General features: G+C 43.2%; 20 protein-coding genes. 7 read left to right on the top strand and 13 right to left on the bottom strand.

The window, feature by feature from the left end; genetic code table 11:
* The first annotated feature begins 7 nt into the window (after positions 1 to 7).
* Entirely contained in the window at positions 8 to 880 is an 873-nt protein-coding gene (locus B9T34_RS09325) for an AEC family transporter (RefSeq protein WP_086212890.1), read from the top strand.
* 54 nt (positions 881 to 934) lie between these two features.
* On the opposite strand, the gene B9T34_RS19135 is transcribed toward B9T34_RS09325, so the two are convergent.
* From B9T34_RS19135 to B9T34_RS09280, 10 genes are all read right to left on the bottom strand, one after another.
* Positions 935 to 1066 carry a hypothetical protein gene (locus B9T34_RS19135; RefSeq protein WP_265733480.1) on the bottom strand — a complete coding sequence of 44 codons (132 nt, stop codon included), beginning with the start codon at positions 1064 to 1066 and terminating at the stop codon, positions 935 to 937.
* 250 nt (positions 1067 to 1316) lie between these two features.
* Positions 1317 to 1940: an RdgB/HAM1 family non-canonical purine NTP pyrophosphatase gene (gene rdgB / locus B9T34_RS09320; protein WP_086212889.1), complete on the bottom strand. Its 624-nt coding sequence runs from the start codon at positions 1938 to 1940 to the stop codon at positions 1317 to 1319.
* A 76-nt stretch (positions 1941 to 2016) separates the two neighbouring features.
* Positions 2017 to 2457, bottom strand: a complete 441-nt coding sequence (locus B9T34_RS09315) for a hypothetical protein (RefSeq protein WP_086212888.1) — start codon at positions 2455 to 2457, stop codon at positions 2017 to 2019.
* A gap of 99 nt (positions 2458 to 2556) precedes the next feature.
* On the bottom strand, positions 2557 to 3147 hold the full coding sequence (locus B9T34_RS09310) for a tetratricopeptide repeat protein (RefSeq protein WP_086212887.1): 591 nt from the start codon (positions 3145 to 3147) through the stop codon (positions 2557 to 2559).
* On the bottom strand, positions 3144 to 3737 hold the full coding sequence (gene metW, locus B9T34_RS09305; RefSeq protein ID WP_086212886.1) for a methionine biosynthesis protein MetW: 594 nt from the start codon (positions 3735 to 3737) through the stop codon (positions 3144 to 3146). The genes B9T34_RS09310 and metW overlap by 4 nt, the downstream gene beginning before the upstream one ends.
* Positions 3737 to 4897, bottom strand: coding sequence for a homoserine O-succinyltransferase MetX (gene metX / locus B9T34_RS09300; RefSeq protein ID WP_086212885.1), 1161 nt, complete (start codon positions 4895 to 4897; stop codon positions 3737 to 3739). Before metX ends, metW begins: the two co-directional genes overlap by 1 nt.
* Before the next feature lie 116 nt (positions 4898 to 5013).
* Complete coding sequence (leuA, locus tag B9T34_RS09295; RefSeq protein ID WP_086212884.1) at positions 5014 to 6711, bottom strand: 2-isopropylmalate synthase; 1698 nt, start codon at positions 6709 to 6711, stop codon at positions 5014 to 5016.
* 269 nt (positions 6712 to 6980) lie between these two features.
* The gene (locus B9T34_RS09290; protein ID WP_086212883.1) at positions 6981 to 8084 is read right to left on the bottom strand and encodes an alpha-hydroxy acid oxidase; all 1104 of its coding nucleotides are present in this window, start codon (positions 8082 to 8084) and stop codon (positions 6981 to 6983) included.
* A gap of 95 nt (positions 8085 to 8179) precedes the next feature.
* On the bottom strand, positions 8180 to 8863 hold the full coding sequence (locus B9T34_RS09285; protein WP_086212882.1) for a Fe2+-dependent dioxygenase: 684 nt from the start codon (positions 8861 to 8863) through the stop codon (positions 8180 to 8182).
* A gap of 112 nt (positions 8864 to 8975) precedes the next feature.
* The gene (locus B9T34_RS09280; RefSeq protein WP_086212881.1) at positions 8976 to 11219 is read right to left on the bottom strand and encodes a TonB-dependent receptor; all 2244 of its coding nucleotides are present in this window, start codon (positions 11217 to 11219) and stop codon (positions 8976 to 8978) included.
* Between the two features lie 501 nt (positions 11220 to 11720).
* Between B9T34_RS09280 and tig the strand changes: the two genes are divergently transcribed.
* The 4 genes from tig (at position 11721) to B9T34_RS09260 (ending at position 16078) form a co-directional block, all read left to right on the top strand.
* Positions 11721 to 13052, top strand: a complete 1332-nt coding sequence (tig, locus tag B9T34_RS09275; RefSeq protein ID WP_086212880.1) for a trigger factor — start codon at positions 11721 to 11723, stop codon at positions 13050 to 13052.
* 196 nt (positions 13053 to 13248) lie between these two features.
* Positions 13249 to 13854 carry an ATP-dependent Clp endopeptidase proteolytic subunit ClpP gene (clpP, locus tag B9T34_RS09270; protein ID WP_005007362.1) on the top strand — a complete coding sequence of 202 codons (606 nt, stop codon included), beginning with the start codon at positions 13249 to 13251 and terminating at the stop codon, positions 13852 to 13854.
* A 29-nt stretch (positions 13855 to 13883) separates the two neighbouring features.
* Positions 13884 to 15197, top strand: coding sequence for an ATP-dependent protease ATP-binding subunit ClpX (gene clpX, locus B9T34_RS09265; protein ID WP_086212879.1), 1314 nt, complete (start codon positions 13884 to 13886; stop codon positions 15195 to 15197).
* A gap of 164 nt (positions 15198 to 15361) precedes the next feature.
* Positions 15362 to 16078, top strand: coding sequence for a DUF2846 domain-containing protein (locus B9T34_RS09260; RefSeq protein WP_086212878.1), 717 nt, complete (start codon positions 15362 to 15364; stop codon positions 16076 to 16078).
* A gap of 38 nt (positions 16079 to 16116) precedes the next feature.
* Here B9T34_RS09260 and B9T34_RS09255 read toward each other — a convergent pair whose 3' ends face one another.
* Positions 16117 to 16668 (bottom strand): DUF2059 domain-containing protein, encoded by a 552-nt coding sequence (locus B9T34_RS09255; protein ID WP_086212877.1) that lies wholly within the window; start codon positions 16666 to 16668, stop codon positions 16117 to 16119.
* A gap of 136 nt (positions 16669 to 16804) precedes the next feature.
* Complete coding sequence (locus tag B9T34_RS09250) at positions 16805 to 18331, bottom strand: fumarate hydratase (RefSeq protein ID WP_086212876.1); 1527 nt, start codon at positions 18329 to 18331, stop codon at positions 16805 to 16807.
* A gap of 518 nt (positions 18332 to 18849) precedes the next feature.
* Here B9T34_RS09250 and B9T34_RS09245 point away from each other — a divergent pair.
* Entirely contained in the window at positions 18850 to 19461 is a 612-nt protein-coding gene (locus B9T34_RS09245) for a class I SAM-dependent DNA methyltransferase (RefSeq protein WP_086212875.1), read from the top strand.
* Positions 19462 to 19688: 227 nt separating this feature from the next.
* Complete coding sequence (locus tag B9T34_RS09240) at positions 19689 to 20519, top strand: AraC family transcriptional regulator (RefSeq protein ID WP_086212874.1); 831 nt, start codon at positions 19689 to 19691, stop codon at positions 20517 to 20519.
* A 19-nt stretch (positions 20520 to 20538) separates the two neighbouring features.
* Here B9T34_RS09240 and B9T34_RS09235 read toward each other — a convergent pair whose 3' ends face one another.
* Entirely contained in the window at positions 20539 to 21135 is a 597-nt protein-coding gene (locus B9T34_RS09235; RefSeq protein ID WP_086212873.1) for a LysE family translocator, read from the bottom strand.
* Positions 21136 to 21235: the final 100 nt, after the last annotated feature.

The raw sequence follows: 21235 nt of genomic DNA, 5'->3' as shown, positions 1-21235 counted from the left end.
AATCGCCATGGCGCTGATACTTCCGCTTATTTCATTTCTTGTTGGTTTTTTTGGCGCTGAGGCGCTGAAACCTTTCAGATCTTTTTTGGCATCGTTGCTGGCAAAGCTGCTGATTCCTGCTGTGATTGTGTACAACATGGTGTTTTATCAGCAGGGCAGTTTATGGCTGATTGGATTTAGTTTTGCCGCCTCGCTGATTTTTTACAGCCTGTTTTATTTTTTCAGTAAAGATAAGCTCCGCGCACTGTGCTTTAGCTATTTAAATGGCGCTTGGCTGGGTTTTCCTTTTGCTTTGGCGGTATTTGGTCCCAAAGCCAGCTCGACAATTGTTGCGCTGTATATTGGCGGCTCACTATTTGGCAATATTTGCGCAGTGATGGCCGTCAGCAAGGCACAACAGGATCTGCGGTTCATTCTAAAAAATGTGCTGCTGTCGCCTCCCATAATCGCTTTGAGCCTTGCCGCTGTTTTATCAATGTGGGATTTCAGCGCTTATGAGCATCATCCGGTTGTACAGTGGGCGTATACCCTCAATAAAGTACTGGTGACGTTTTCAGGCATGTGCGTTTTGGGGATGTGGCTGAGCAAAGTGCGGATTGGCTGGCAGGATTTAAAGCGCAGTTTGATGCTGATTTGCAGCCGTATGCTGTTGGCAGGAATATTGTGTTTTGGGGCGTATGTACTGCTGCCGATTCCACATGTGCAATTGACCTATGCTGTGATTTTTATGTTCTTCTGCCTGCCGCCCGCAGCTAATATTGTCGCGCTGGAAACGCATTATCAAGGTACAGGACATTCGGCCAAATATATTGCTTCAGGGACCATTGCCAGCGCCATGATTATTTCAATCTATGGCTTTTTACTGCATTTTTTTATGTAGTTTAAATTGCACAGCGCAATCAAAAACATTTTTTTGCATCGTACAGCAGCGTATTTAATCAAAATTGAGTTCTTTGCGGATCTGCCAATCACGGAATAAGGCATAACAGATTGCGATACCAATGATGCCTGGGAAACCCATTTGACCTTGCATAAGGCTGGCAAGCAGCATCATGATCATTAACATGAACAAAACCCGATAGGTTGTGCGAAAGCCAGACGTTAAGGGAAAGGTCATTTTTTCTTGGCAAGTCGGGCAACTGATTTTTTGAAATCCCAAGAAAGATCGAGTTGGTATTTCTGTAAATGTATTTTGACATTCTGGGCATGTGACTCTAAGCGGGGACAGCGCCATATCAATCTCTTTTTATTATCAAAGTCATTAGATCTAAGTGGTTAGGAGGTAACCACTGAAAATATATTACCTCCTGCAGCGTTTATTTCAAGCTGTCTTTAAACAATTTCATCGCCTGACCACGGTGACTGATTTTGTTTTTTTCTTCTTTTGATAATTCCGCGCTAGAGATATTCAGTTCAGGCAGCCAAAACAGTGGATCATAGCCAAAACCATTTTCGCCGCGAGCTTTTTCTAAAATCTCTCCTTGCCAAATACCTTGGAAAATTTGTGGCAGCGGGTCTTCTGCATGCTGTACCAAAGCGAGTACGCAAACAAACATACCTTCAATTGGCGCGTCATCTTTACGCAGCGGTTTCAGTTTGTGCAATAGTTTTTCATTATTGGCCGCATCATTGCCATGTTCACCTGCAAAGCGCGCAGAATAAATACCTGGAGCTCCACCCAATACTGGAACACAAATGCCTGAGTCATCGGCAATCGCTGGCTTGCCTGAAATTTTAGAAGCATGGCGGGCTTTAATAATGGCATTTTCTACAAAGCTCAAACCATCTTCAATCGCATCTTCAATATTCAGTTTGCCTTGAGGAATCACTTCAACTGGAAGTTTTAAGTCTGCAAACATTTTTTCAAATTCGGCAATTTTGCCTTTGTTATTGCTTGCTAAAACAAGGGTGCCTTGGGATAGCCAATCTGTTGAAGACATGCAGAATCACTCTTAGTATTGAATATTGAAAAGTATTTTAACGGATTTAAGGTATCTGGTTGAAGTTAAATACGCTTTAGACGCCTATTACTGTAATACCATCTATTTTATTGATTTGAATATTTTTTAAAAATCCAATGACTTGGTTAATCATAGTGATTACTTCAGTTTTATATTTAGGGAATTTCTTCCTAAATTTTTTTGTTTCTTTTTTAAAGAGAAGATGAACATTATCTTTATAAGTTAAAATTTTTTTTTCATTTAGATCATTTTTATAATGATTTAGTCTTTCAATAATTATAGTGATTTTTTCAGGATAAACATAAGTTGATCCCCAGTGTGACCAAGGACTTTCATGTTCAAAGAAGAATTTTTCGATAAGTGAAAAAGCGAGTTCATCAATAACGATAGAGTTTTGCAAGTTTGGATTTTGCTCAAGATTAAAAGGAATAATCTGTATATTTAATCCAGAATAATACCCACCTGAATATTGAATGACTTCAAAGTTTATTTGCATATATTGCTCTTATAATTTTAAAAATATGGGTTATTTTAGAAGAATATAAATACATTTAAATAAAAAGCACCCGAAGGTGCTTTTTTGAATCAGGCAGAATTACTGCGCTTGAATCCATTTGTCAGCACGGTCACGCGCTTGACGAATTTGATCTTGCGTTAAGTTGGCAGCCAAAGCAGTTTTCTTACCTTCAGATAATGTAATCACTTTATTGTCCAGCATGCCATCACGTGTAGACAGCTCATACCACTGATAAGCGCCAATGTAGTTTTTCTTCTGCTCTTCCATCATCGCTAAGTTAAAGCTCGCGCGGTTGTCGCCGCGGCTCGCTGCTTTTTCAAAGTATTGGCGTGCAAGAGTTTCATCTTTTTTCGTACCCATACCGTCTGCCAGCATACGGCCAACATTCAGCTGTGCAGCAGAAAGTCCTTGGTCAGCAGCGGCTTTAAACCATGCAAAAGCCTGACGTTCGTCTTTTGCAACATCTTTACCGTATTGATACTTCGTGCCTAAGTAAAATTGAGCACCAGCTTGACCTGCTTTGGCTGCTTTGGTCAGGCTGTTAATATCCATAACAGAATACTGAGCAGCTTGGCTCGCAACAGATGGCGCCGGAGCAACATAGTCTGCATGAGCTTGGATGCTAAACAGTCCAGCCAGCAATGTTGAACCTAATAATAATTTTTTCATAAAGCGCTCACTCGATAAATTGCGACTTCACCAAACAGATTCGGGACATGTTTACTGAGTAAACTTCCTTGCTGGTCCCCATTCACGGCAAGCCGGTTAATAATCCGGATATTATTCTCTGCGCATAGCGCTTCAAAATCACGGAATGTACATAAATGAATATTGGGTGTGTTATACCACATATAGGGTAAAGCTTCAGAAACAGGCATTTTCCCTTTCAGCGCCAAGAAAGAACGCGTCTTCCAATGCGCAAAGTTCGGAAAAGTAATAATAGCCTGTTTCCCCACACGCACCATGTCTCTTAAAAGGACATCAGGTGCATCTACAGCTTGCAAAGCTTGTGCCATGACCACGTAATCAAAAGATTGGTCGGCAAAGCGGCTTAAACCTAAATTTAAGTCTTGCTGAATAATATTTAACCCGCGACTGATTGCAATTGCAATCTTTTCTTGGTCGAGTTCAAGGCCATAAGCTCGGATGTTATGCTTTTGACTCATATGTGCAAGCAGTTCGCCATCGCCGCAGCCTAAGTCTAAAACCTTAGAATCCGGCTTGATCCATTTCTCTGCAAGTTGATGATCGATACGCATTAAACAGCCTCCTTCGATGTCGCTTTGAGGTGTTCTTCACCGCCTAAAAATGCACGTAATGATTTGACATATAAAGGAATAGGGAAGAGGAAAGAGTCGTGGCCCTGTTCTGCATCAATGTCTAAATAGCTGACTGGTTTATGGCTGCTAATCAGCGAATCAACAATCTCTTGAGAACGCTGCGGACTGAAGCGCCAATCCGTGGTAAATGAAACGACTAAGAACTTGCATTTGGTATTATCCATCGCTTTTTTCAATGACTGTTCGTATTCACGAGCAGGGTCAAAGTAGTCCAAAGCCTTGGTCATAATTAAATACGTGTTGGCGTCAAAGTTGCGGCTGAACTGTTCACCTTGATAGCGCAGATAGCTTTCCACTTGGAATTCGACATCGAAACCGTACATAAATTTGCCCGATTTCAGGTCGCGTCCAAATTTTTGCTTCATGGCTTCTTCAGACAGGTAAGTAATGTGGCCGACCATGCGCGCTAAGATCAGCCCGCGTTTTGGATAGCTGTCATTTTCTAAATAGCGGCCGTTATGGAAGTCTGGGTCCGATAAAATGGACTGACGAGCAACTTCGTTAAAGGCAATATTCTGTGCAGAGAGTTTTGGCGCACTGGCAATAATGACGCACTTTTGCAGACGGTCAGGGTAATCCACAGACCATTGCAGCGCCTGCATGCCGCCAAGAGAACCGCCAATCACGGCATACCATTGCTGAATGCCCATACGGTCAGACAGCATGGCTTGAGTTTTGACCCAGTCACGCACCGTCACCAATGGAAAATCAGGTCCATAAGGTCGGTTGTCATTTTCAGGGTTTGGCGATGTCGGGCCGGTAGAGCCGCTGCATCCGCCAATATTATTTAATGCCACCACAAAGAATTTAGAGGTATCAATGGCCTTGCCTGGGCCAATGCATGCATCCCACCAGCCTGCTTTTTTATCATCTTCATGGTGATAGCCCGCTGCGTGATGATGGCCAGACAGGGCATGGCAAATCAAAATAGCATTGGATTTATCGGCATTCAGTTCGCCGTAAGTTTCTACCATCAGTTCGAAGCGTGGGAGAATACGGTCGCACTCGAGCGCTAAGGGCTCGTCAAAAGAAAACTTCTGCGGGGTAACTACGCCCACTGAGTCAGCTGGAAAAGACACAGGTAATATTCGCCTTAAATCTTTGGGGTTAAGAAACAAAAGGATACCACTTGGGGTATCCTTTCTAAAGTTTTTTATCAGATAAGATTTTTGCAGATCATATCTGGCCGTATGGCTTAGACAGCAGTGGCAATCGCTTGTTCAGCGCTTAAGACGCCTTGATCAATCAAACGGTTGGCAGCCGCTAAAATCGCTTCAATCGAAGAAGTCACAATGTTGTCATGCACGCCTGCACCAAATGCAGATTTGCCTGTACCCTGAACTTGAAGTTCGATTAATGCCAATGCTTTGGCATGCGCGCCAGAGCTGATGCTGCGCTCTTCATAGTTCACAACGTCAATTGGCAATTGCAATGCATTTAAGATTGCTGAAATCGGACCGTTGCCTTCACCGCGCAAGTGGCGGATTTCACCGTCTATGCTCATATCCAACTCAATGACTTGGTTGCCATTTTCATCAGACAAACGGTAGTTTTTCGCTGAGTAATGTGTATCTTTAACGGCCACATAGGTGTCTTTGAACAAGGTCCAAATTTGCTGTGCAGAAACTTCAACACCTTCTTCATCAGCAACTTGCTGTACCACTTGAGAGAATTCAATTTGCAAGCGGCGCGGCAATACCACGTTGTAGTTTGCTTCTAATAAGTAAGCAATACCGCCTTTACCTGACTGTGAGTTCACACGGATCACGGCATCATAGTCACGGCCTAAGTCTTTCGGGTCGATTGGCAAGTAAGGCATATCCCAAATTTCTTGGTCTTTTTGCTGTTCAAAGCCTTTTTTGATCGCATCCTGATGCGAACCTGAGAATGCGGTAAATACCAAGTCGCCTGCATATGGATGGCGCGGATGGATTGGCAAGCCTGTGCACTCTTCAACAGTTGCAATAATTTCGTTAATGTTGGAGAAGTCTAAGTTAGGCGCCACACCTTGGGTATACATGTTCAATGCAATCGCTGCAACGTCCACGTTACCTGTACGTTCACCATTGCCGAAGACACAGCCTTCAACACGGTCAGCACCAGCCATAATCGCTAATTCAGACGCTGCAATACCACAGCCGCGGTCATTGTGGCAGTGCACAGAAATAATGACACCTTCACGGCGTTCAATATTGCGGTGCATCCATTCAATTTGGTCTGCATAAACGTGCGGGCCAGAAACTTCAACAGTTGCAGGCAAGTTTAAAATCACTTTGTTATCTGCAGATGCTTCCCAAATTTCAGTCACTGCATCACAGACATCTTTCGCAACGTCTAATTCAGTTGCAGAGAAACATTCTGGGCTGTATTGGAAAATAAAATCAGTTTCTGGCTGTTTTGCTGCATATTCTTTAACTTTCGTTGCAGCATTGATCGCCAATTGTTTTGCGCCCGCAATATCCACATTCAAAACTTTTTGACGGAAGGTCGGAGAGTTTGAGTTGTAGATATGCACAATTGCGCGTTTTGCACCCTGCAATGATTCAAATGTACGCTGAATCAAATGATCGCGCGCCTGAACCAAAACTTCGATATATACGTCGTCTGGAATGTGGCCGCCTTCAATCAATAAACGAGTGAAGTCAAAGTCAACTTGAGATGCAGAAGGGAAGCCGATTTCAATGTGCTTGAAGCCAATTTTGACCAACATTTGGAACATTTTGAACTTTTGTTCGATGTTCATTGGCTCAAAAATCGCTTGGTTGCCGTCACGAAGGTCTGTGCTCATCCAAATAGGCGCTTGATTGATTTCTTTATCTGGCCATTGACGGTCAGGCAAATCAACACGCTGGTACATGCGGCGGTATTTTTTACTTGGATCAGCTAACATCATGAGGTAACTCCTTGTGCAGTTCCGGTTGCGCGAGTCTTGGATAAAGGCAACACTACTGCTTGTATAGATTGTGTCTATTGTATCAATTTACAAGTCTAAATTCGGAGGGCTTAGCCTAAAGCATTAAAAAATGGTGTGGTTTTTAAGTGCCTTAGCTTTACCGCAGAGCTTGCAAATCTATAACTAAATATTAATGCACTTATTCCGGAAATAATTTCCTATTTTTGCGTCCTTACTTGGGTTAAAGAAAATATTTTCCTTTGAACTACCTATTTATGAAAAATATATTCTTCTGTGATGTCATTCAGCGTAGCTGTTCCCATTAACGCCATCGTAATCTCAAATTCTTCCTTTAAGATTTTCAGTACATGTGCCACACCCAATGCCCCAGCACTTGCTAGGCCATAAATTGCGGGACGGCCAATGAAAACGGCAGATGCTCCGAGAGCCAGCGCTTTAAACACATCGGAGCCGCGGCGGATGCCGCCATCATATAAAAGTGGAAAATCGGCAGGAACAACTTTTTTGATGAGCTGCAGAGCGATTAGAGGCGCAATGCCAGTATCCAACACCCGTCCGCCGTGATTCGAGACAATAATGCCTTGTACACCATGCTCAATCGCCAATTGCGCATCCAGCGGATGCAGAATACCTTTGAGAATTACGGGCAGGTCTGTTTGCTGTACCAGCCATGCAATATCTTCCCAAGTTGGCGCAATGGCCATCAGGCCATTAAACACAGGATGATCACCTTGTCTTAATTCAGGCAGGGGAATATGCGTAGGTGTATGCGGATGCTGCATGCCTTCTGGCAAATGAAAAAATACCCGGCGCTCACGGTCGCGGATGCCTGTATGCGGAGAGTCCACAGTTACCACAATGGCTTTAAAATTTTGCGCTTCGGCCAGTTTGACCAATGCTAGAGATTTGTCACGTGAGCCTTGCCAATACAGCTGAAACCATTTTCGGGGATTATCCTGCTTTAAAGCCCGCATATCAGTATTGGTAAAGGTGCTCAGCACCATGTTGCTGCCGAGTACTTCTGCTGCCAGCGCACAGGCAGCTTCGCCTTCTGGGTGATATTGCTGTTGATGGCCAATCGGCGCTAAAAAAATGGGATGCTCAAAACGCTGACCTAAAATTTCACATTCGGTGCTGCCATGCGTCAGGTTGCGCAGCATGCGCGGCATGAGCTGAATTTGCGCGAACTGATCTAAATTGCTGCGGACACTGTGCTCTTCCATTGAGCCGCCTTGCAAATACTGCCATACCATGTCAGACAGGTGTTTCTGCGCTTCCTGCTCATAATCTGCAATGGTTTGCAGCTCAGGCGGAATTTGAGTAAGCGGCGCGAGAACAGTTTTGGCAGTCATGGCATTTCCGTTTTTATTGAATCTATTGGATGAATCTAGGGTTGTTTTTAAGTAGAGTTTTGCTCAATGGCGCTGAAAATGCAAAGTTTGAGTTTTTAGATTTCAGCCCATTTACGCAGTAAATTGTGGTACATGCTGGTGAGTTTGACCACTTCTGCATGGGCATCGCCCAGTTGTATACGCAAATTTTGAATGCTTTGATCCAAATTAAACAGCATATGGCGCTCAGCATCATCTCTAATCATGCTTTGCAGCCAGAAAAAAGAAGCCACGCGGCTGCCTTGAGTCACGGGTGTTACTTCATGCACGCTGGTCGATGGATAGAGAATCAGATCGCCAGCAGGCAGTTTAATTTCATGATAGCCATAAGTATCCTCAACCACTAAATCTCCGCCTTCATACTCTTCAGGTTCGCTTAGGAAAATGGTGCAGGACAGATCAGTGCGGATTTTTTGATTGGTGCCTTGTACCCATCGGATGGCATTATCGACATGGAAACCAAATGTTTCGCCCTTTTCGTAGCGGTTAAAATAGGGCGGCAATATATTTAAAGGCAGTGCAGCAGAAGTAAATAAAGGGTTTTGCGCCAAAGCCGCTAAAATAATATCACCTAACTGATGGCTTAAAGGATGATCTTCAGGCAGCTGCTGGTTGCGCTTTACATTTGCAGACATAGACCCTGTGGTTTTTTTGCCATCGACCCATTCCACTTTGTCCATCTCTTGACGGAAGTATTGAACCTGTTCTTTGCTTAACACATTGGGAATATGGTGAATCACGGCAATACCTTTTTAAATATAAAATGGGCGTCTTAAGCATATATAAAAATAGCCTCTATGAAGAGGCTATTTTGAATAAATACCATAAATAAATTATGGGATTTTGTTTTGATTAATATTTGAAGTTTACAGACAATACTGCGCTGCGGCCTTCAGCTTCTGTTGCATAGTGAGATGCATATGCTTTGGTGAAATAGCGTTTGTCAGAAAGGTTGTTTACGTTCAATTGTAAATCAACATTTTTGTTTACGTTGTAACGCGCCATAGCATCGTAGCGTACATAGCCTGAAACAAACTTAGTATTAGCTGCATCACCGTAGACTTTGTCCATAGCGACTGCGCCAGCGCCTAAAGTTAACTGTGGCATAACTTGGTAAGTTGTCCAAAGCGTTGCTGAATTTTTAGGAACGTTTGGTAGCTGTTTGCCTTTGGCGGGGTTTGGATAAGTACAAACACCTGCACGAGTACACGATGGACCTGGATCAGTCTGTTCACTGTCTAAATATGTATAGCCTGCTGATACTGCCCATTTGTCTGTAATGCTGCCATTTAATCCAAGCTCAATACCGTCAACCTTGCTTTCACCGCCATTGGTATAGGTTGTCGAATCAAGCTGAATACGAGTATTTTGCTTTTCTGTGCGGAAAATGGCTGCAGTTAAATTTAACTTGTCATTAAGCAAATCCCATTTCGTACCAACTTCAAATGTACGGCTTTTCTCTGGATCAAGATCTTTAATGTTTGCATTGACAGCCGTTTCAGAACCGTCACCTGCATCAATACCAACAGGGTTGGCAGATGTTGCAACGCTTGCATAAATACTGCCATTTTCAACAGGCTTAAATGTCAAGCCAGCTTGATAAGAGAAAAAGTCTGTATCACTTTCAATTTTGACGCCTGTGGCATTGGTTTTAAGTTCAGTTTCAAACTTGTCCCAGCGAACGCCAATGTCTAATAACCATTGTGGGTTAAATTCAATGCTGTCTAAGAGATAAACGGACGTTGTGTTTGCTGTTGTTGTTGTCACTGCTTTATTTGCTGCAACGTTGCCTAACCACGGATCTTTTGAGTTCGGGTTGAATGCATCAGTACACCAATAGTCAGATGCAGCGCCAATGCCAAGTGAACATGCACCAGTGGCAGGTGAGCCAGTAATTGGTTTGCCTGATTTAGACGTAACAGTATAAGAGCCTTTATCAGACTCTTGATCGCTATACTCCGCGCCAAGATTAAAGCTGTGTTTGATTGCGCCTGTATTAAATTTGCCTGTTAAAGCCAATTGATCGGTAAAAGTATTGGTATCTGTAATACGGGAGTTTACACGGCGCCAAACTTCACCATTTGCAATATTTTTTTGGCTGTCATCTGGCTGAGTCCAGATATAATCATTTTTCGAATTGCTATAAACGGCAGTATTGCTGATGGTTAAGTTATCCGTCAGATCATGCTCTAATTTAATTGTACCGATTTGATTTTCCTGTTTTTGGAAATCACGGTCTAACCAGCCGTAAAAAATGCCTTGTTTTGCATTTAAAGGTTTGCCTGTTGCTGTTTTATCGGCAGCATTCCAATATGGAACACCTGAATCTGGGGTGTCATCAGATTTTAAATAATAGTAGCTAAGTGTTGCTCGGGTAGGCGTATCTAGGCCAAAAGTAATGCTAGGCGCAATACCGACACGCGCATATTCAGCGCCGTCTGCTTGACCTGCTTTTTCATTGTGGTGGCCCATAACGGCTACGCGGGCAGCAATGCCGTTGCCGAAATCTTTATTGCCGTCTAAGGTAATACGTTGGTAGCTATCAGTACCTGCGCCAACAGAACCTTCTAAAGAGTCACCTTTTTTGGCAACTTTCGAAATCATATTGATATTGCCGCCAGTAGAACCACCGCCACTCATGGCAGATGCAGAACCCTTAGTCACTTCAACTTGTTCAACGGCAAACATTTCACGGTTTTGCGAAGTAGAACTGCGGATGCCATCGACATACATCGAGCTTTCAGAGTTGTAGCCGCGGATAAACGGACGGTCGCCATTCGGGTTGCCGCCTTCGCCAGCGCCAAGAGTAATCCCTGGCACAGTACGTAAAGCATCGCTTAGAGTGGTTACCTGTGTGTCTTCAATCAGCTGTTTAGAAATGACAGAGACAGATTTTGGCGTATCTAAAAGTGGCGCAACAAATTTAGTATTTGCTGATTTATCAACTTTCAGGCCTTGCTGTTCTGTTGCAACTTCTTGATGAATCGTTTCAAGCTGAATAGCTTTATCTTCCGCCATCGCATTCCCTGCAATGATTGAAAGAGATGATGCAATCGCTGTTGAAACGATTTTTTTACGTGATTTGATAAATGACATACGGAACCCAAAAGGCTGTCTATATTTGTGTATGCGAATAATAATAATTCTTATTTAAATTAAGTATTCCTTGGTGATAGAAAATGTCTATCTATTATCAAAATGTAAACTGTTTGCACAATGTTACAAGGTATCAATTTAATATTAATATATTGAAATATATATTAAATCTAACAAATCGATTATTTTTTGACTTTAAATTGGGAATGATGATTCTGTAGAAAAAGTGAATGAGATGTAAATGGATTGTGAATCCCTAGCTGTATTGATTTGCATATTTCATCTGCAATTCCTGTCTATTTTCAATTCATCACCAAAAGAATCGCGGTCGATGAATGAGAACACTCCAAAAATAGGTGAAATAGCGTACTTTAATGATGGTTTGTCTACTTCTTAAGCAAAAAACATGGTTAAATCCCGTCGTTTTGTATATCTTTAAATGTTGTCATATAATGTGGCACTTTTTTTTAAACTGTTTATTAACAAAATATCGAGGAAGCCATGCAAGTTACTTCTGAAGCGGTTTCGGGCGTTGCCCGTCGTTTAAATATATCTGTACCGACGAGCCGTATTAACGAGCAATTTGAAGCTCGTTTGAAACGCACTGCCAAAACTGTGAAGATCAACGGCTTCCGTCAAGGTAAAGTGCCAGTAAACGTTGTTCGCCGCGAATATGGTGCGGGCATCTATCAAGAAGTAGTAAACGACATCATTCGTGACACAGTGTTTGAAGCAATTCAGCAAGAAAAAATCAATGCAGTAGGCATGCCTAACATTGAAAAATCTGAAATGAAAGAAGACGCTTTAGTTTATGAAGCAACTGTAGAAGTTTACCCAGAAGTTGAAGTGAAATTCGAAGGTCTGGAAGTTGAACGCAAAGCGTCTGAAGTAAATGACAAAGACGTTGATCAAATGATCGAAAACCTTCAAAAGCAGCGCGCATCTTGGGCTGAAACGAAAGGCATGGCTAAAAAAGACATGCAAGTAACTTTCGATTTCGAAGGTTCAGTTGACGGCGAAAAATTCGAAGGCGGTTCTTCTGAAGACTTTAAACTTGTTTTAGGTTCTGGCCGCATGATCCCGGGCTTCGAAGACGGCATCGTTGGCATGAAGAAAGGCGAAGAGAAAGTTATCGATGTAACTTTCCCTGAAGATTACCAAGCTGAAAACTTAGCGGGTAAAGCTGCGCAATTCAAAATCACTGTTAAGCTTGTTGAAAAACAAAAGCTTCCAGAGATTGATGCTGAATTCTTAAAAGTATTCGGTCTAACTGAAGAAGAAGGCGTAGAAAAACTGAAAGCTGACGTTCGCAAAAATATGGAACGTGAAGTGAAAAACGGTCTTCGCAATCAAGTGAAGGGCGCGACTTTTGATGCGCTTGTTGCTGCAAACGAAGTTGAACTTCCAGAATCAATGGTTGCTCAAGAAATTGACCGTCAACGTCAACAAATGATCCAGCAGTTCACTCAGCAGTTTGGTGCTCAAGGCGCGAAAGCATTTGACTCAAGCATGCTTCCAGATGACCTGTTCAAAGAGCAAGCTGAAAAATCAGTTAAGCTTGGCGTATTGGTAAGCAAAGTTTTAGCTGACGCTAAACTTGAAGTTGATGCTGCACGTGTTGATGCATATATCCAAGACATGGCGTCTTCTTACGAAGATCCTACAGAAGTAATCGAATACTTCAACAACGATAAACAGCAGCGCGCTCAAATCGAATCAGTAATTTTAGAAGACCAAGTTGTAGATCACATCTTAGCTTCTGCTAAAGTAACTGATACAGCTGTTAGCTATGAAGACTTATTGAAAGAGCAGCAAGCTCGTCAGCAAGGCTAATTTTTAGCTTTCAAAAAAAAGGCGCGTTAAGCGCCTTTTTTTATCGGTGCGGCATCATAAAAAATTGTCCTGAATTCACAAAGCTTATGCAAAAAATATCTGTTATTTACTTGGGAACCTTTTGCAATTTCAGCAAATATCCCTCATATTGTGAATTATGAGTTGAGTCACAAAAAATTTAGGAATAAATAAACATATGTATGTTCCAACAATTGAAAACGCGCTAGTGCCAATGGTGGTAGAGCAATCATCTCGCGGCGAGCGCTCTTTTGATATTTATTCACGCCTTTTGCGTGAACGTGTCATTTTCTTAACCGGTGAAGTTGAAGACAACATGGCGAACTTAATTGTTGCGCAAATGCTGTTTCTAGAAGCTGAAAACCCAGATAAAGATATTCATTTATATATCAACTCACCAGGCGGATCTGTGACTGCAGGCATGGCAATTTACGATACCATGCAGTTCATTAAGCCTGATGTTGTGACATACTGCATGGGTCAAGCGGCATCTATGGGCGCTTTCCTTCTGAATGCCGGAGCAAAAGGCAAACGCTACTGCCTTGAAAATGCCCGTGTCATGATTCACCAGCCTTTGGGCGGTTTCCGCGGTCAAGCATCGGATATTGAAATTCATGCACGCGAAATCCTGTTCATTAAAGAGCGTTTGAACCGCTTGATGGCAGAGCACAGCGGCCAAGATTTTGAACGTGTGGCAAAAGATACCGACCGTGACAACTTTATGACTGCGCAGCAGGCGAAAGATTACGGTCTTGTGGACGAAGTATTATCTAAACGTCCATAAGTTTTAAAGATTTAGATATTGGAGTGAATATGTCCGAACATCCTCAAGGACAAAAGCATTGTTCATTTTGCGGTAAAACGCAGTCTGAAGTCGGGAAACTGATTGCAGGTGAGGACGCGTACATCTGTAATGAATGTGTGGACGTATGCTTAGACTTGGTGCAGACCAGCCAGCAAGTTGAATCCAGCGATTGGGCGACTCGCCCATTGCCAAAACCGCATGAAATCCGTGCTGCGCTTGACCAATATGTAATTGGCCAAGACGTTGCGAAGAAAACGCTGTCCGTTGCGGTGTATAACCATTACAAGCGTTTGAAAGTTTCGACTAGCGGAAAAAAGCCGGAAGATGGCGTTGAGATTTCAAAAAGCAACATCATGCTGGTGGGGCCGACAGGTTCGGGTAAAACCTTGCTTGCTCAAACACTTGCGCGTCTTTTAGATGTTCCATTCGCCATGGCGGATGCAACGACACTGACCGAAGCGGGCTATGTGGGTGAAGATGTTGAGAACATTGTTCAAAAACTCCTTCAAAAAGCCGATTACGATGTAGAAAAAGCGCAAAAGGGCATTATCTATATCGATGAAATTGACAAAATTACCCGTAAATCAGAAAACCCGTCTATTACCCGTGATGTATCAGGTGAAGGCGTGCAGCAAGCTTTGCTGAAAATGATTGAAGGCACTGTGGCGTCTATTCCACCGCAAGGCGGCCGTAAGCATCCGCAGCAAGAATTCATTCAAATTGATACTTCAAATATCCTGTTTATCTGCGGCGGCGCATTCTCTGGTTTAGAGAAAATTGTGCAGCAGCGTCAGGAAAAAGGCGGTATTGGTTTTACTGCGGAAGTACGTAAGAAAGACGAAACTAAAAAATTGTCTGACTTATTCCGTCAGGTTGAAGCGACAGATCTAGTGAAATTTGGTTTAATTCCAGAATTCATTGGTCGTTTGCCTGTGGTTGCGACTTTGGATGAGCTGGATGAAGATGCATTGATGCAAATTCTGACTGAACCGAAAAACGCTTTAACCCGTCAATATGAATACCTGTTCAGCATGGAAAATGTAGACTTGGTATTTGAAAAAGACGCATTGCGCGCTGTGGCGAAAAAAGCCTTGGAACGCAATACAGGCGCGCGCGGTTTGCGGACTATTTTGGAAAATTCGCTGCTTGAAACCATGTATGACCTGCCAAGCCGCAGCGATGTGGGTACAGTTGTGGTGACGGAAGCTGTGGTGAACGGCGAAGCGAAACCCGAATTTAAACCAGAGCGTCAGCCGAAAGCTGAAAATGAAGAAGCAGCGCCAAAAGCAGATTTGAAGGTCATTGATTCTAAGTCTGCTTAAGACAGCCGTTATTCGTCAGAAACGTGCGTAAATCTCAGATTTGCGCACGTTTTTTATTTGCAAAAATTAGGCTAAATGTTAATCTCAGCAAAATGGCTGGGATGGCCAGCAGATTTAAATAAAACAACGATTGAAAAGAAGAAAAGACGCAGTGAGGGATAATCATGCGTAGTGTATATATTGCAATATTCAGCAGCATGATACTGTTGGGCTGTCATGGAAAATCAGCGCTTGAACAGGAGCCGCATTTGGCTTCTACGCTAAAAGATGTCAATTTTGAGCATGAACCGGGTGTAATGGAACAGTACCGTCTCGGTGTTTTTACCATTGGCGGCTGGGTCAATCAAACACAAGGGGCGCATTTTCAGCTAGTTAAGCCGCAGCATGATCAAGCTGCCGTCGTCTATTTGTATCGTCCAGACAGTAAATGGAATAGGCAGGAAATTGTTGCCAGCAGCCTGTTTTTAAACAGTGAACGCATTCCAAGTTTATTGAATAATCATTATTACTGGGTGGAGCTGCCAGCGGGTCAATATCGACTTTCCAGCAGCCGTCCGCTGGGCATTAACCATTTTCAAAAGCCGAAGGTTTTAGATTTTACCGTAGAAGCGGGGCAGTCCTATTTTATTAAATATGATGAGGAAAATTTAACGACTCGCCGCAGTGTATCTGGCCCTTTAATGCTGATGCCAGATAATGTCGGGAAAAATGAAATTGCTTTTACCGAAATGAAATCTGCCAGCTATAACTTCGTGGCGGAAAATCAAGATACTGGCAAAGCCCGTAAAAGCACGCAAAAAATTAAGCGGGTGAAATATGATCCTGCAAGTGATGTGCAGCTGGTGAAGCCATTCAAGCTTTGGAATCCGCTGACATGGTAGATCTGTAAATATTACAGCGCTTAGGTACACTGCTGAAGCTAATTATTCAGCAGCAGCAGCAGCGGCTGCAGAATGCTGGCGAGTTTATCATTAAAGCTTTGCTGGCGCTCTGAGTCATTCATTATTGCAGAACTGATGGTCATGCTTTCTTGCAGAATGTTATTCATCAGTCCTGCGCTTTTTTGATTAATTGATTGACCCATTGGTGTGCTGAGAAAAGCAATATAGGCCTGCGCTTCTTCTTCAGTAAACGCTTGCTGAAAGTTTTTGCGGATCATGCTTAAAAATTGCGGATCACTGACAATGCCTTCATTTGTGGATTGAAGCAATGTGCTGATTTGCGCTGCGGCTTTTTTCTGTTGAGCGTTGAGCGCTGTAATCGCTAAATTCATTTTTAAAATTTCTTCAGCCTGCGTATCAAACATGGGGCGCATGTCGCGGCTGGATTTCAGAATCAGGCCGCTTAAATTGGATAGATCGATCAGCTGATTCAGCGTTTTTTCCTGTACGGGCTGTGCAAAGACGGCTGTACTGAAGCAGAGGCTGCAGGAAAGGATGAAAGACTGCCGCCATGTATGTGTTTTTTTCATGATGATGTGCGCTTTAGTTATTTTTGGCGTAATTTTTTATTCAGCGAAAAATAGTAACAGCTCTTTAAATAGAGAAAAAGCATTAAGCGATGTAATGAAAAAAGCACCCAGTTGGGTGCTTTTTCAGTTTTGGCAATTAGCCTGCAGCAGCGTCAACTACTGGGATTTTACCAATTTTTGCTTGCCAGATTTTAGGTGCAGTTGCGTGTACAGAAGTACCGTTCACGTCTACAGCAACAGATACAGGCATGTCTTTTACGACAAATTTGTAGATTGCTTCCATACCTAGGTCAGCAAAAGCAACCACTTCAGCTTCACGGATCGCTTTAGACACGAGGTAAGCCGCGCCGCCTACAGCCATTAAGTAAGTAGCTTTATTGTCTTTAATCGCTTCAACAGCAGCAGGGCCACGGTCAGCTTTACCAATCATGCCGAACATGCCAGTTGCTTCAAGCACTTGACGGGTAAATTTATCCATACGTGTTGCAGTGGTTGGACCAGCAGGGCCAACCACTTCATCGCCTACAGGATCGACAGGGCCGACGTAGTAAATGAACTTGCCTTTCAGATCGACAGGAAGTTCTTCACCGTTGTTCAGCATGTCTACCATGCGTTTGTGCGCAGCATCACGGCCTGTATAGATTGTGCCGTTTAGAAGCAATGTATCACCTGGCTGCCAAGCGTTCATTTCTTCTTGAGTGATGGTATCTAAATCTACACGTTTAGATGTAGATGAATCCCATGTCACTTCTGGGTAGTCTTCAAGTTTAGGCGCAATAATGTGGGCAATACCAGAACCATCAAGTGTGAAGTGCGCATGACGAGTCGCCGCACAGTTCGGAATCATGCCGACTGGTTTGCCTGCAGCATGACATGGGTAATCTTTGATTTTGATGTCTAGAACAGTGGTTAAACCGCCAAGACCTTGCGCGCCAATACCCAAAGCATTTACTTTTTCGAAGATTTCGATACGAAGTTCTTCAAGTTTGCTTTGCGGACCGCGACGAAGCAATTCGTCCATGTCCAGCTCTTCCATCAATGCTTCTTTCGCAAGCATCATGGCTTTTTCTGCAGTACCGCCAATACCGATACCGAGCATACCTGGTGGACACCAGCCTGCACCCATGGTTGGAACAGTCTTGAGTACCCAATCTACAATTGAATCTGATGGATTCAGCATAGCCAGTTTAGATTTGTTTTCTGAACCGCCACCCTTCGCTGCAACAGTGATGTCTACTTTGTTGCCTGGAACAAGCTTGTGGTAGATCACAGCAGGGGTGTTGTCTTTGGTGTTCTTGCGGCCAAATGCAGGGTCAGCAAGTACAGATGCGCGAAGCACGTTAGAGTTTTCTAAATAGCCTTGGCGCACGCCTTCGTTAATCGCGTCGTCTAAGCTCATCGTTAAATCAAATTTAACGTCCATGCCCACTTCAACGAATACGTTTACGATACCAGTATCTTGACAGATCGGGCGGTGGCCTTCTGCACACATACGAGAGTTAATTAAGATCTGCGCGATCGCATCTTTTGCTGCTTTGTTTTCTTCACGGTCGTATGCGCGGCTCATCGCTTGGATGAAGTCTTGCGGGTGATAATACGAAATGAACTGAAGCGCATCCTTAACCGATGTGATCAAGTCATCTTGCTTGATAATAGTGGTCATACAAATATCTCTTGAGCGGGCTGATAGCTAGCGGGCTAAATTATAAGGCAAAATGAGCAGGTTGTGGGTATTTTGAACGGGCTTTGGCCGAAAGTTTAAGATCGTTTTTTATAGCCGCCATAACTGTCATATATGCTGAAATATTCAGCAATATAGGGCGTATTTCATGCAATAAAACTGCGTTAAATCAGGATTTAAATACAATGAAACTTGTTATATTATTGAAAATTAACGATAAATATTAAATTCATAAAAGTGTCATATTGTCATATAGCTGTAATATTTCTTTCGCATAATAAGCTCATTCAAAAATGAGATCGAAAAGATGCTTACAGGTATTTTGATGGCTGCGGGCTTTTGTGTATATATCGCAGCAACTTGGATGTACGGCCAAAAAGAAGATCAAGCCTAAGCTTAATCTTCTTTTTTTATGTCTAAAATTTTGTACCTGCATTCTAAAGCTTCAATTTCTTTTCCTTCTTTCTTTATACTGATCAAAAAACTTCTAGGCATTCGCGATGGATGATCAGGCGCATCTTGCTCAAAATATTATCGAAATCTATAAAAAACATGGGCGCGCTTGGACGGCTCTGCGCGGCGGGCATCTATATGAAAAAAGCTGGCTAGATGCATTTTTAGCTGTCCTGCCGCAGCAGGCCGAAATTTTAGACTTGGGCTGCGGTTCAGGTCGGCCGATTGCGGACTATTTGATTGGGCATGGTCATGCGCTGACCGGTGTAGACAGTTCAGGAGCCATGATTGAGATGGCGCAGCATAATTTTCCCAATCAAGTATGGCATTTGGCAGATATGCGCTGTGTGCATTTGGAACAAAAATTCCATGGCATTTTGGCATGGGACAGTTTCTTTCATTTAACAGCAGATGATCAGCGTCAAATGTTCCAGCAATTTTCAAAGTTTTCAGCTAAAGGCACGGTGCTCATGTTTACGAGCGGTCCAGCAGAAGGTGAGGCGATTGGCGATATGTTTGGTGAAGCTTTGTATCATGCCAGTTTGTCTTTAGAAGAATATCAAGCCTTATTGTCAGCGCATGGTTTTGAGGTGTTAAAGATGATTGCTGAAGATGCCGATTGTACAGGGCATACGGTCTGGTTGGCGCGAAAATCTTAAGTTGGTTGCGCTGTATTTGTGTTCATGATATTTGATGCCATTTTAGCTTAGAACCAAGCATATTGATGATGGCCAGTGTTCAAAATCTTAAATTTTGGGCGGGTGTTTTAAAGCTTAAAATTTAAAGTATCTTTAAGTCAGCTGCAATTCTGAGTGGCAGCATCTGCATTGCACAGAAATTTTAAATTCATCTACACTGTGATGGACGTTTAAAGAGGCAAATACAGATGGCTAAATATTCCACTGAAAAAGATTGGATTTTTAGGGCAGAGGCATCTGAGTATGCTTCGTATCCTAAAATTGAGCGCATCGAAGCTTTTTTTTCTGATCATGCCTATGAGCCGCACCGCCACGATACCTATGCCATAGGCAGAACATTGTCTGGCGTGCAAAGCTTTCATTATAAAGGGGAGAAACAGCATAGCCGTCCAGGCATGACTATGGTGATTCATCCCGATGAAAAGCATGATGGCGAATCTGGCTCAGACTATGGCTTCCGCTACCGCATGGTTTATATAGAGCCTGCCGTGATTCAGCAGATTTTGCAGGGCAAGCCGCTGCCGTTTATTCCGCAGGCTTTGAGTGCCGATCCGCGTTTATTTCATGCGACAGATACTTTTATGCGGCATATGCAGCAGCCCATAGCGCAATTGGAAGAGGACGATGCGCTGTATGATTTGGCGATGGCCTTAAATGAGGTGTCTTCAAAGCATCCAAGTAAAATACATACGTATGATTACCGCGCTGCAGAACGCGCGCGTGAATATATTCTAGATAATTTGCATTTGAACTTAAGCTTGGAAGATTTAGAACAAAATACAGGCCGTGACCGTTGGCGTCTATCACGGGATTTTCGGCTGCTGTTTGGCACCAGTCCGCACCGTTATATGACCATGCGCCGATTGGAGCAGGTCAAGGCAGGACTGATTGCCGGACGCTCAATTGCCGATGCAGCCATGCTGGCAGGTTTTTTTGATCAAAGCCATATGACACGGCATTTTCTGCAGGCTTATGGCTTAAGCCCCGCACAGTGGCGCAGCATCAGCTCTAAACCTTAAAAGCTGTAAATAGACTGTTTCAGATCAGATGTGCGCCTTGTAAAAAATCACGCAGCATGAATAAGCCAGAGGCAATCAGTAAAACCCCCATCACTTTATTGAGGCGGTTGAACCAGATTGGATTTTCAATTTTATTACCCAGCAATTTGCCGGCCACTGCATATGCAAAGGGCGCGCCTGAAGCGCCAATTGAAATCAGCAATGAAACTATGAAAATCATAGCGCCTGTAATCTGCGCTGCAGGGTACATCACGGCAGTCACAGGTAAAATCACCAAGATGGCTTTGGGGTTGAGCAGCTGAATCAATAAGCCATTCCAAAAACTCAGCGCTTGCGTATTCTGCTGGCTGGATTGAATATTGGCTCTCAGCATTTTCCATGCAATATAAAAAGTGTAGAGCGCGCCGATGAGTGCAATATAATGCAGCCATTGGCGCGGAATAATGGCTTGCCCCATATAGCCGAACAGCAGAAATAAAATCAGCATGGCAGAGCCGACACCAGCAAAAAATCCTGCAGTTTTTTTCAGCTGTCCAGTCAGCCCTGAATTCAGACCCATGAAATTGACAGGGCCAGGGCTGTACATCACGCTTAAGGTATAAAGAAAAATTTCCATGCTGTGCTCGCTGAAATTGCGTTAAATTTTACAGGGCACAGCCTAAGGCCAAGATAGGCCAGCTGTATTGTACGTTTGTGCATATTCACAGCCAAAAAAA

This window comes from Acinetobacter sp. ANC 3813 (genome assembly GCF_002135435.1).
GTDB lineage: Bacteria > Pseudomonadota > Gammaproteobacteria > Pseudomonadales > Moraxellaceae > Acinetobacter.
Note: the sequence above shows the minus strand (reverse complement) of the source record. Positions and strands in the feature narration are given on the sequence as shown.